Genomic DNA, 12983 nt, shown 5'->3' with positions numbered 1-12983 from the left:
ATGGTGTATGAAACCATGGTGGATCTCCGGGATTATCCTTCTGCTTCTATTTACTCCTTACTATAACCTGCAGGCTCAAACAGGCAAGCAGCGACCAAAGATCGGGCTTACACTCAGTGGCGGTGGAGCAAAAGGACTTGCGCATATTGGTATTCTTAAAGCAATAGATTCAGCAGGCTTACAGATTGATTATGTAACCGGTACTTCCATGGGAGCCATTGTGGGAAGTTTGTATGCTATCGGATATTCCGGTGATTCCATCTTACAAATTGCCCGCAACATGGATTGGAATGTGTTGCTCAGCAACCGCTCCTCACTGCAGGCTTTTATCATGGAAGAAAAAAATGAGTATGGACGGTACGCGCTGGAACTACCTATGGAAAATGGCAGATTCCGTATTCCATCCGGTGTATTGGAAGCGGAAGAACTCTGGCTAAAATTCAATGAACTCTACAACCCGGTTTATGGAGTCAAAGATTTCAACCAGTTTAAGCGCCCCTTTAAATGTATCGCAACAGATCTGGAAACTGGAGATGCGGTTGTACTTGACCGGGGTGATCTGATATCAGCTGTTCGCTCCAGCATGGCCATTCCTTCCGTATTTACTGCGGTAGAACTAGATGGTAAAAAACTGGTGGATGGTGGACTGATCCGCAATTTCCCGGTTAGTGATGTGCGGAATATGGGTGCGGAAATCGTAATCGGCAGCAGCGTAAGCAGTGGACTGTTATCAGCTGAAAAAATCACTTCCCCCGTTCAGATCCTGATGCAGATTGCCTTCTTTAAAGAAGCAAATCTGAGTAAGCAGGAAGTGGCACTGACGGATTATTATATTGAACACCCGGTATCCAACTTCACAGCAGGGAGCTTTAACTCGAGCGACAGTATCCTTGCCATAGGTTTGCAGATGGGAGACCTGCATTATCCCTATTTTAAAAAACTGGCTGATAGCCTGAATGCAATTTATGGTCCGCCTGCGAAAGTGGAATTTCCCCTGGTACGGGAAAAAGTCACCATTCGTCACATAATCAACGATAGCCTGCGCTATATTACTAAACCCTTTTTACGAAGGATGCTGGGACTGAAAGAAGGCTCTGCGTATACGGTGAAAGAAATGGAGGATGCCATCAGGCAGGCCTATGGAACCCGTTATTTCAATCGCTTGTATTACCAACTGGAACCTGTTGAAGGAGAAGAAGGTGTAGCGGACATGCATTTGATTGCAGAAGAAAATGCTCCAGTTACTGCGAAGCTGGCTGTTCATTTCAACACCTTGAGCGATATGAGCCTGATCGTGAACCTGAGTTTTCGCGATTACCTGGGCAAACAAAGCCGAACCTCAATCGGGGCTGCTATATCGGAAAATTTCCGTTTCCGGGCTGAACACAGCCAGGTATTTGGTACACCCAAAGTGCCTTTGGCCTGGATATCGGAGTATTATTTTGAGCGACAGGAATTTCCAACCTACAACAATTATAAAGCAAGCGGGCTTGGTAGAGAGTTGAGTACTTCGATTGATACCCGCCTTCAACTTGCCTATAAAAGAAGACAGTCATATGCCCTCGGAATTCATTGGGAAAGAGCCTCCTTTAAACCACTGACGGAAGCGCTGCAAACGGTTGAAGGTAGAATTCGTTATTTGCAAGGGTATCTCCGATATGAATACAATTCACACGACCGGCTTTTTCTTCCAAGGAGAGGCACCTATACCCTTTTTGAGCCTTCCATTATTTTTGCACAACAACCCAATGCTATTTTTTATGTGGCAGGTGAGCCAATACTTAATATTGATTCCATCGGTTTGTCTTTCGGAAGTTTTGCCCGACTCCGTTTCCAGATACAAAAAGTAATACCGATTCGCAAACGATCGTATTTAACACTGCAAGGTGAAGCAGCGGGCAATTTCAATGCTTCGCAATTTTTATTCCACGATTTCCTCGTGGGTGGAATGAAACCCATTATGCGCAACCAGGTAAGTTTTGCCGGTATTCAGGACGCCGCTCTTACAACCAACAGTTTGATAAAAGGGGCTGCCAACTGGCGTTACCAGATAACAGGAGCTGTTTATACCGCTCTTACTTTCAACCTGATGTACACCAGTTTTCTGAAACAACCTATCGAGGCACAATCGAATCGCCTGTTAAGCGGTTATGCTTTTACGTTAGGTATAGATTCCCCGATCGGTCCGCTTGAATTCAGTCTTATGTATGGTGGCCAGTCGCGGTTTATACGCAACTACGTAAATCTTGGTTTCAGGTTTTCCCGACAAATGTTCTAGATTGTTTTCAGGTCCATCCTTGCTTTTATAAAATCTGAAACCAGATAGGCGATTAATTGACCGATGTTGTCATTTTTTCTTCCATCGCTCAATTGGGCTGCGCCCTCACAGATATGAAGATAGGCTGGTTTAAGATCCTGTGCTGTAAACTGAATGTATTTTCTGGCCTGTAGTACAGTAACACCTGAAGCAGAGCAGGCACTGGAAAGTGTTTCTTCAATTACATCTAGGTCGAGTTCAATGCCGCAATAATTTTCGTCCAGGAAGTTGGTTGAATGCGCCACTGCCTGCAAGAAATTTCGTTTTTCCTGCAGGAAAATATCTTCGTATGTAATCAGATCAAGGAAAGGATTATTGACAAAATCCAACCATACATTTTGTTGTATATAAGCTTCTTTTACTCCAATCACGCAGTATTTCTGTAGATAGCCATCTTCCTCTGCATAACGAAAACCGTTGCCGGAATGACGGCCTTCAGCGGGACGAAAATCGGTATGTGCATCCAGGTTGATGGCATTGATCTGTGCCAGCGGAAGCCGACCAGATTTCAAAAGGCCTTTGGCTGCACCTTTGATCAGCGGGTAAGCATTGTTGTGACCACCCCCAATTGCAATAGGGATTTTTCCGGCTGCAGTGATTTGTTTGGTAAGTTGCTCCACTTCCTCATCAATCTGGTTTACGGCATGCCGGTAGGCTTCAATCTTTTCTTCTGCTGAACGAGCATGATTTTCAATGAGGTATTGAAGGTCGCCGAAATCAAAATGTCCCAACAGGAGAATTTCTTCTCCCGATAGAAAATCATTACTCTGCATATTTAGCAGACTGCTGAGAAAAGGAAGCCACGCGGAATCCGTTCCTCCTTTCCCATAATTGGCTTTTACACCAATATCTTCCGGTATGCCGAACAGAATATAATTTGCCTGGCATTTATGCAGTTTTTCTTCAAACTGATCAGGATGCGTTATTACCTGCAAACGTTCCCCCAATTTGGTTTCGAATCTTCGAAGGCGGGTCAGATAGAGGATATCTTCCTTGTTATAAAATTTAAAATGATTCATATGGCAGCATGGTTAAAAAATATCAGTTCGATCTGAAAAAGCCGGCTCTTCCACCAATTCTGAAGGCTTTTTCTTGTAAAACAGCATACCCAGGGTCATAATTGCGCCGGTTACCAGAATGATAAAAAAAAGTATTCCCTCGTTGAAATTGGCAAGTTTCATTTCCTGGGGAATTTTATAAAACAGTACAATCGTAATAAGGCCGCGCGGGATGAAAAAGACTTCCGGGAATACATTGGTCTTGAGAAAAAAGCGGAAATACAGGAAGCGTACGGCAAAGAGGCTGAGAACGATTATCCCTCCAACCTTCATTACTTCATTCTGCAACATCATATTGAAGTCGATGGAAAAACCAAAGAGAATAAAAAAGAAAGTACGTATTAAAAAAGAAGACTCAGCTGTAATGGAATGAAGTAACTGGTTTAAATTATTTACCTGTTCCTGTGGAAACTGTTGCTGGATCCAGGGCACCGATTTGAACAGATGCCAGTTGTTGATCATGAGACCAAAAGCCAGTATAATAATCAGCGAAGGCAGGTGCAACATTTTTCCCCCCGCGTAGATCAATACCAATAGAGAGAAGACCAGGAAAAATTTTATAGACAGTTTAGTGCGGGTCATAATGAACAAAAGCAGGATGGATACCAGTCCGGATAAGAGAATACTAAGCAGCAGATTCCCGGAGAAAACACCAATTGATTTCAGGGAAAAGATCTCAGGAGATGCGAAATAATTGAACAACATGATACCCAGGATATCCGAAAAGGAGGCTTCGTATACCAGGAAATCCTTTTTTTCTTCTGTCAGGGCATGCAGGCTGGGTAAAACAATGGAGCTGCTGATAATGGAAAGCGGTATTGCATAAACGATACAATTCAGAAGCGGCTGTTGCAGGTATTCGTATAATATATAGCTTATAAGGGAGGTGGAAAGTAAGAGGATTATGAGGGCCGAAAGAAAGGAGTCGCGAATTAATTTGATTCGTGACGATTTTAGTTCCAGATCCAGGCCTGCTTCGAGCACGATCATGATAAGACCTACCACACCTAAAGATTCCACCACCAAAAGAGGTACGTTCAGTTCATATTCATAGGCTTCAGCAATCAGTCGGATACCCATCCCAGCCAATAATAATAATAATACAGAGGGTATCCGGATGTACCGGCTACCGATTGAAAACAGGTAGGACACAACTACAACACAACATAAAACGATCAGTAATAATTCGGATTGAATGGATTCCATATTGTAATATACAGAATGGAGATGGTATTATTTTATCGGGCTGCCTTTCAGATAAACCTGTTCGATGCAGGATTCACCAAAAGCATAGGGTAAATAAGCAAGGGATGGTATGGTTCGGGTGAGCAACAGATTCGCCCATTTTCCAGGGTAAATCGAACCGGCTTGCTTTTCCAATTGCATGGCAAATGCGCCATTGATGGTAGTTGCCTGCAATGCTTCTTCGGGCAACATGCGAAGCTGGATACAGGCCATTGAGAAAACCTGCTGCATATTGAAGGAAGGTGATGAGCCCGGGTTATAATCTGAGGCAAGGGCGAGGGCTGCACCGGCTTTCATCAGTTCACGCGCCGGAGGATAGGGCATCCGGAGAAAATAGGCTGCACCGGGCAGAAGGGTACCAATCGTTGAAGAAGCAGCCAAAGCTGTTATCGCTTCTTCATCCATTGATTCCAGATGATCCACTGAAAGGGCTCCTACTTGGATACCTGCCTGTACCCCTCCGGAAACGTTTAACTGGTTGGCATGTATCTTGGGAATAAGTCCGATGCTTTTACCTGCTTCGCAAATCCGGATGGTTTCTTCCGGTGTGAAAAATCCTTTCTCACAGAAAACATCCACATAATCTGCCAGCTTTTCTTCACGGATCACTGGCAATATATCCTTAATGAGTAACCGGATATAAGCTTCACGATCCTCTTTGAACTCCGGAGGAATTGCATGAGCTCCAAGAAAAGTCGCTTTTATTGGCAGGCGGTGATGAATTTTCAATTGTTTGATGACCCGAAGCATTTTTAATTCAGCATCTACCGTTAACCCATATCCGCTTTTAATTTCAATTGCGCCTGTTCCGGCTGCTGCGATTTTATCCAGTTTTATCATCGACTCCCGAAACAGCTGTTCTTCCGGCATGGCTGCCAACTTGCCTGCGGATGCATGGATTCCACCGCCTTTTGCTGCTATCTCAGCATAGGTTTTTCCCTTTATTTTATCTACAAATTCAGCTTCCCGGCTGCCGGCAAACACCAGGTGCGTATGCGAATCACAAAACGATGGAAGGATAAACCGATTAGAGCAATTAAGTATCCGATCCGATGCCGGAGGTGCCTGCTCCTCTTCCCTGCCGTAACTATGAATGCATTCGTCTTCAATAAGCAACCAGGCGTTTTCAAGGGATGGAAGCATGGCCAGTTCATCACCCCGTAGCGGCGCATCCGGTTGACCAATGCCAACTAATGACTTGATATGACGAAACAGTATTCGCATTTTATAATTCATTCCAAACCTGCTGAGCAAAATATTCGAGACTGGGATCACGAGCGCCCATTAATAACAGAACCGTATTTTCGGTTAAGTGTGACCGTACAGTATGCACAAAATCATTTCTGTCTTCCACAAAAAAGGCTGCTTTACCAAGTTGCCGGATATCATTGATCAGGTCATTCGCTGAAATATCTTTGGTAGCCGTTCCACCTGCATAAAAGATCTCACTCATCCAGATCTCATCCTGTGGACGCAGTGCTTCTGCAATTTCTTTTACAAAATCTGCACGCAGAAAACGAGTGGGGCCATACCCATGAGGTTGGAACCAGGCTACGACTTTATTGGCAAGTGGTTGGCAGGATCGGATACTTGCCGCACATTTAGCAGGGTTATGTGCGTAATCGTCCATCAGCCACACGCCGTTTTTTTGTCCCAATACCTGGTTACGCCTGTAAATTCCTTCATATTGTTCCAGTGCTTCCGCAGCTTTTGTCAGGTCCACACCAACATGTGCTGCAACAGTAGCAGCAGCCAGTGCATTCTCCATATTGTGTCTTCCAACCAATTTTAATTGAAAGGGAGTATTGTTGATTGTGAAGGAAATGCTGAGTCCCTCCTGTTTGAAATCACGCGCCATAAAGCCGGCAGACCGCTCAACATCCCAACTGAAATCCAGGCTGAGATCCTGCGATAAGGGAGCAGCCAATGGGTGCGACTGATTCACTACAAACAACTCACTGTTACGCTTAAACGTAGCAAAGATGTCCAGCAGCGAATCAATTTCTTTATGATCCTTGTCCACGTTTAACAGCAGTCCTATGGATGGATAATATTGCACAATGGAACCATCACTTTCATCCGCTTCGATTACCAGCCAATCGCCTTTACCGACTTTTGCATTTCCGATCTTTCCTTCCCGTATGATGCTTACCAGGCCGGCTCCACTGATGATACTGGGTTCGAGACCCGCATATTGCAGGATATCAAACAACATGGCACTGGTTGTCGACTTACCGGAAGTGCCACCAACGGCAATGGTTTTTTTGCTTTTTGCGATTATTGCCAGTAATTCACTGCGACGAATAATCGGAATATCCAGTGATTTTGCCTTGATCACTTCAGCAACGGTGTCCTCTACTGCTGTGGAAACCACCACCAGGTCAGTTGTAGGAAGAATTCCGGAGCCATCCTGTTCAAAACAGAGAATGCCTTCGGCTTCCAGACGGGTGCGGGTTTCATTGTTTTCACCGGGTTTGAAATACCGATCGGAACCTGCTACTTCTTTACCTATACCCTTTAGGTATTGCGCGATGGCACTCATGCCTGTACCGGCTACACCTATAAAAAACACACGTTGAAAATCATTAATGGTCTGAATCATTTCGAGGATTTGGAAGGCGTGAAGATAGCAAGCTTTTCTTTCAGGTCGAGCCGGTGCTTTCGGGCCACATCTTTGGCGATATCATAACCCGCATCGGCATGCCGGATGACACCAATGCCGGGATCATTCCGTAATACACGGGCCAGTCTTCGCTCAGCAGTATCCGTACCATCCGCCACAATTACCATACCCGCATGGATGCTGTACCCCATCCCTACTCCACCACCATGGTGCAGGCTGACCCAGGAAGCTCCACCTGCGGTATTCAGGAGCGCATTCAGAAGCGGCCAATCGGCCACTGCATCGGAGCCATCCAGCATGGCTTCGGTTTCACGATTGGGGCTTGCTACCGAACCGGTATCAAGGTGATCACGACCAATCACGATCGGGGCTTTTACTTTTCCGGTTCGTACTAATTCATTGAAAGCAAGTCCGGCTTTCTCCCTTTCTCCTTGTCCCAGCCAGCAAATGCGTGCCGGAAGTCCCTGAAAAGCGATTCGTTCTTTGGCCAGTTTCAACCAGCGCTGTAATGATTCGTTTTCCGGGAACATATCCGCTATAACCTGGTCGGTTACTGCAATATCAGCCGGATCTCCACTAAGTGCAGCCCAGCGGAATGGTCCTTTCCCTTCACAGAAAAGAGGCCTGATATAGGCAGGAACAAATCCCGGGAAATCAAATGCATTTTCCAGCCCATCTTCTTTTGCCCTGGCACGGATATTATTGCCATAGTCAAAGGTGATGGCACCATGTTTTTGTAAATCCAGCATATAAGCCACATGCTGGTGCATGCTGGCATAGGATAACTTCAGGTAGGCATCGGGGTTGGATTGACGAAGCTGATTGGCTTCGGCCAATGAAATAGTATGCGGAATATAACCAATCAATGGATCATGCGCCGAAGTTTGATCTGTCAACGTATCTGGCACTACATTACGTTCAAGTAATCTTGCAAGAAGATGAACGGCATTGGCATGAACACCAATGGAAATGGCTTCTCCTTTCGCCTTTGCTTCCAGGGCCCGGTCGATGGCTGCATCCAGGTCCTTTATTTTATAATCCAGATAACGGGTCTCCAGGCGCTTATCTATCCGCCATTCTTCCACTTCTGCAATCAGAGCCACTCCTTCATTCATAGTGATAGCGAGCGGTTGTGCACCTCCCATACCACCTAGTCCGGCGGTAACGTTAAGGGTTCCTTTCAAACTCCCTCCAAAATGTTTGGCTGCCACAGCGGCATAGGTTTCATAAGTGCCCTGAACGATCCCCTGTGAACCGATATAAATCCAGGAACCCGCCGTCATCTGGCCATACATCATGAGTCCCTTTTTTTCAAGTTCATCAAAATGTTCCCAGGTGGCCCAGTTAGGTACCAGTTGGGAGTTGGAGATCAATACCCGGGGAGCATCCTCATGCGTTTGCAGGATCGCAACCGGCTTGCCGCTCTGGATCAGCAGAGATTCATCGTTTTCCAGGTGTTCCAGTGCTTTTATGATAAGGTCCAGTGCTTCCTGGTTACGGGCTGCTTTGCCCCGGCCTCCATAAACAATCAGCTCTTCAGGGCGTTCGGCAACATCCGGATGCAGGTTATTGAGTAACATCAGCAGGGCGGCTTCCTGGAGCCAGCCTTTACAACGTTTTGGAGCAGCTATAGACATAATGGAACGTTTTACATGTTGAAAGATGGGAAACCTTCGGTCATTGATACACCCCTGCTATCTGCAAACCGATGAACTTCTTTTACAAATGACTGATTCCGGATCAGTTCATTTATACGTTCAATATCACGGGCGAAAATCCGGTCTTCTGAGGCAAAACTTACATACTCACGTACATGATCATGCGCAAATTCAAGCACCGGACTGCTTTTCAGCGGCCGGCGGAATTCTATTGCCTGGCATGCGCTCATGAGTTCAATTGCCAGAATCGTTTCCAGGTTATCGATCACCTGGTTGAGCTTGCGACCGCTGATGCTACCCATGCTCACATGGTCTTCCTGCCCCAGTGAAGTGGGAATACTATCTGCGCAGGCCGGAAAACAGAGGGTTTTGTTTTCAGTAACAAGAGCAGCTGTGGTGTATTGAGGAATCATAAATCCGCTGTTGAGTCCCACGTTGTTCATCAACAACATAGGTAAACCCCACTTCCCTTCCAGCAACAGATAACATCTGCGATCAGAGATATTACCAATTTCAGCAGCAGCAAAGCAGTTATAATCAAGGGGAAGCGCAAGGGGTTGCCCGTGGAAATTACCACCACTGATTGTATGGTTGGCATCCAGCACGATGGGGTTATCCGTTACAGAATTCAATTCAGTTTCCGTAAGTTCTTTCAGGTGCAGCCAGGCATTCCGGGAGGCTCCGTGCACCTGGGGCATACAACGGAGAGAATAGGGATCCTGCACACGACCGCAATCAATATGACTGTCCATAATCTCAGAATCCTTCAACAACAAGCGCAAGCGATGTGCAACATACTGATTTCCTGCAAAGGGCCTCAATTCGTGAAGGGCAGACTCAAATGGGGCCTTTGTACCGGTAAGCGACTCAAGGCTCATGGCGCCTATGATATCAGCGGCATCGAGGCAGTTTTGAAATCGCTCTACTGCTTTCACTGCATGGGCCAGAATAAATTGAGTGCCATTGATCAGTGCCAGTCCTTCTTTGGGCCCCAGTTGAACCGGTTCCAGGTCATATTCAATCAGCACATCTGCAGCAGCCCGTCGTTTACCCCTGACAGTTAGTTCACCCAATCCGATAAGAGGGAGGCAAAGATGAGACAATGGAGCAAGGTCGCCACTGGCACCTACGCTACCCTTTTCCGGTACAATGGGAATAATATCGTTATCAATCATCCAGCAGAGTCGTTCCAGGGTTGAGAGCTGCACACCGGAAAAACCTTTGGCCAGGGCATGTACTTTGGTGATCAACATGAGTTTGGCAATTTCCGGAGCGATCGGATTGCCCACCCCCACGCTGTGACTTTGTAAAATTTTATACTGCAGGGTTCGGGTGTCTTCTTCTGAAATGGACGTATTGGCCAGGATCCCGAAACCTGTATTTACCCCATAAACAGTACGCCCTTCCTGTACAATCTGATTGACAGCGGCAGCACTTGTCTGAATTTTCTGAATGGATTCCAGTCCCAGGTACCCCTGTATCTGTCCATTGGCAATACCCAAAGCGATAGCAATGGTCAGGTGGTCCACCCCATATTGAAAGCGTTTATTCATTTCAGGTGTTTTTCGATTCGGTTAAAGATGGATTGCTTCCGGAGAGCTGTTTCAGTTTCCGAAATTGCCTGCATCAGGTGAGTAGTACTATCAGACTGCCGTAGCAGTTCTTCCATGGCCAATTGCAGAGCGTTCCATACGGGTTCCACCTGTCTCAGGAGTTTTTGCCCTTTTGGTGTGAAACTCACCACTTTTTTCCGGCCATCTTCTTTGTCGGAACTGGTTTTGATCAATCCCCTTTCCTGCAGTTTACTGATCAGCTGGCTGGCAGCAGAATGAGATACTTCCAGTTCGGTGGAAATATCGCGGATAGATAGACTTTCCTTTTGTGAAAGCATGTAAAATACCGGAAACCACGCGGCATCGAAGCGGATTTGGTGTTTTTTATAAACAGCGTTGACATCGGCCAGGAAGGATTCACTGATCCGGCGCAGACGGCTGCCAAAGAAGAGTACTCCGGTTTGTTGATAGAAGCTCAAGGAATTGTGATTTATTTATATAAGCGCTTATACAAATATAGCCGGATTCTCATCAAAGCCCAGATTTTACATCATTTTTTTGCCTGAAAACCGCATTCCATTATCTTTGCGCCCCGAGGGACCGGTAGCTCAGCTGGATAGAGCAACTGCCTTCTAAGCAGTAGGTCATTGGTTCGAATCCAATCCGGTTCACAGTTTTAAGCCGCTTTCCAAGCGGCTTATTTTTTTCACGGCAGCCCCGGTCATAGAATTATTTCATGATCTATGGATATTTCTTCAAGGAATCGGGTATCATGTGAAACTACTACCAGGGTTCCGGTATACTGCTCAAGCGCTTTTGTAAGAATTTCCAGGTTCTCAAGATCGAGGTTATTGGTCGGCTCATCCAGTATTATCATGTCTGGAGCTCGTTGACCGATAATAAAGCAACACAACAATAAACGCATCCGCTCTCCCCCGCTCAGGTCCTTGCAGCAGGTTCCCCAGCTTTCTTTTTTAAAAAGAAATCTATGTAACCGAAGGTTGATTTCATGTTCAACCAACCCGGTTTGATTAAATGATCTTGCCAATTCCTGAACAGATTCCTTCCTGTTAACAATGGAATACTCCTGGTCAATAAAAACCGCATTAAAATCTGACCGGTAAACCAAACCTTCTGCAGGTTCAAGGGCACCGGTTATAAATTGCAAAAGAGTGGTTTTACCGGTTCCATTATTCCCTTTTATAGCCCATCGCTCGCCGCTGTTGATAAGTAGATCTATCGAACGCTCCCAAAGTTTTTTATGCTGGTATTGATGATTAATTGCTATCGCTTCGAACAATCTTTTTCCTGCATGCAGACCAGATCCCTTCCAGTCAAACCGCATTTGATTGGGATCCGGCAACGCTAACTGTATCTGTTTTAATTCATCTTTTAACTGGATGATTTTCCCGGCATGCACGTCTTTCAATTTAGCGCTTGTCTTTTCCGCATTGTTTCTTAGGGTATTCATCATAATTTTTGCAAGGCCGGATTTTTCCTTTTGGGCTTTACCCCTCACATTTAATTTATGCTGTCTTTCTTTTGTTAACCGCTCTGTTTCCTTTGCCTTTCTGACGGCTTTACTTTTTTCATTCAATTCAGCAGTCCGGGCCTGAAGCTCCACATCCTTTTGTGATTCATAAAAATCATAATTCCCTCCATAATAAATGAGCCCCCCGGCTGTTAACTCACTTGTTGCATTCATCAAATTTAACAACTGCCGATCGTGACTCACTACTAGCATCGCCACCTTACTGTTTTGAATGTATTCATATAATAAGGACCTTCCAGCTGCATCCAGGTGGTTACTTGGTTCGTCCAGCAATACAAGTGCTGGCTGGTGAACCTGCAATCCGGCAAGAAACAAACGTGCTTTTTGCCCTCCGCTCAGGGTGGCTACGGATTGATTAAATTCCAACTCCTGTAGCCCCCAATACGTAAAGGCTTCCCTGCAACGTTCTTCCAATTGCCAGTCGTTGTCCAACTGTTCATATAATTTCTCCGTGATTTTTCCATTTAAAATGGCAGATAAAGCCTTCCATTTCGATTCGATCCTTAATGCAGCTGCCACAGTCATATGATTGTATTGTCCTGCTATCTGTGGTACGTAATAGGCAGCTGTTTTTAGCTGTAAGATTCCTGAACTAAGTGATAAATGGCCTGCAATAATCTGAAGCAAGGTGGTTTTTCCGACACCGTTTTTACCGATAATTGCCATTTTTTCCTTCGCCTGAAGTACCAGTTGAAGGTTCTCAAATAATAAAGATTGATTGGAATGAGCAAACTTTCCGTCCTGTATAAACAACATACAACTAACTTTTCAAAATAAAGAAGCGCAGACTTAAACCATCTGCAAATGTCTTAGCCTGAAAAAAAGTTAGTTCTTCATCGTTGCCAGGGGGTTGTTTAGAATTGATTACAAATTTACAAATTCTTTTGAACTGTGGTCCATTTATCGAAATTTTAGCACATATAAAGAGCATAGGCATACTAATTGTAAATGATAAACCGATTAAGTATCAAGCTGTC

9 protein-coding genes and 1 tRNA gene are annotated in these 12983 nt (G+C 45.3%); 2 read left to right on the top strand and 8 right to left on the bottom strand.

Annotated features, from left to right (window positions below; translation table 11 throughout):
* The first annotated feature begins 7 nt into the window (after positions 1-7).
* Positions 8-2278, top strand: a complete 2271-nt coding sequence (locus L0U88_RS10930; protein ID WP_234866087.1) for a patatin-like phospholipase family protein — start codon at positions 8-10, stop codon at positions 2276-2278.
* On the opposite strand, the gene L0U88_RS10925 is transcribed toward L0U88_RS10930, so the two are convergent.
* Genes L0U88_RS10925 through L0U88_RS10895 form a run of 7 tightly spaced genes read right to left on the bottom strand, consistent with a single transcriptional unit; the run spans position 2275 to position 10933 of the window.
* Positions 2275-3336: a formimidoylglutamase gene (locus L0U88_RS10925; protein WP_234866086.1), complete on the bottom strand. Its 1062-nt coding sequence runs from the start codon at positions 3334-3336 to the stop codon at positions 2275-2277. The two genes, L0U88_RS10930 and L0U88_RS10925, sit on opposite strands and share 4 nt — an antisense overlap.
* Positions 3337-3348: 12 nt before the next feature.
* Complete coding sequence (locus L0U88_RS10920) at positions 3349-4581, bottom strand: cation:proton antiporter (protein WP_234866085.1); 1233 nt, start codon at positions 4579-4581, stop codon at positions 3349-3351.
* 27 nt (positions 4582-4608) lie between these two features.
* A complete protein-coding gene (gene hutI, locus L0U88_RS10915; RefSeq protein ID WP_234866084.1) occupies positions 4609-5844 on the bottom strand; it encodes an imidazolonepropionase in 1236 nt (411 codons plus the stop codon).
* 1 nt (position 5845) lies between these two features.
* Positions 5846-7222, bottom strand: coding sequence for a UDP-N-acetylmuramate--L-alanine ligase (locus L0U88_RS10910; RefSeq protein ID WP_234866083.1), 1377 nt, complete (start codon positions 7220-7222; stop codon positions 5846-5848).
* Positions 7219-8880: a urocanate hydratase gene (gene hutU, locus L0U88_RS10905; protein ID WP_234866082.1), complete on the bottom strand. Its 1662-nt coding sequence runs from the start codon at positions 8878-8880 to the stop codon at positions 7219-7221. Before hutU ends, L0U88_RS10910 begins: the two co-directional genes overlap by 4 nt.
* A gap of 11 nt (positions 8881-8891) precedes the next feature.
* Entirely contained in the window at positions 8892-10454 is a 1563-nt protein-coding gene (hutH, locus tag L0U88_RS10900; RefSeq protein ID WP_234866081.1) for a histidine ammonia-lyase, read from the bottom strand.
* Positions 10451-10933, bottom strand: coding sequence for a MarR family winged helix-turn-helix transcriptional regulator (locus L0U88_RS10895; RefSeq protein WP_234866080.1), 483 nt, complete (start codon positions 10931-10933; stop codon positions 10451-10453). The genes hutH and L0U88_RS10895 overlap by 4 nt, the downstream gene beginning before the upstream one ends.
* 118 nt (positions 10934-11051) lie before the next feature.
* Here L0U88_RS10895 and L0U88_RS10890 point away from each other — a divergent pair.
* Positions 11052-11125, top strand: a tRNA-Arg gene (locus L0U88_RS10890).
* A gap of 50 nt (positions 11126-11175) precedes the next feature.
* Here L0U88_RS10890 and L0U88_RS10885 read toward each other — a convergent pair.
* On the bottom strand, positions 11176-12762 hold the full coding sequence (locus L0U88_RS10885; protein WP_234866079.1) for an ATP-binding cassette domain-containing protein: 1587 nt from the start codon (positions 12760-12762) through the stop codon (positions 11176-11178).
* Positions 12763-12983 lie beyond the last annotated feature (221 nt).

It is taken from the genome of Flavihumibacter fluminis, from assembly GCF_021491375.1.
GTDB lineage: Bacteria > Bacteroidota > Bacteroidia > Chitinophagales > Chitinophagaceae > Flavihumibacter > Flavihumibacter fluminis.
The sequence above is the reverse complement of the archived record's forward strand: the minus strand, read 5'-3'. Positions and strand labels throughout refer to the sequence as shown.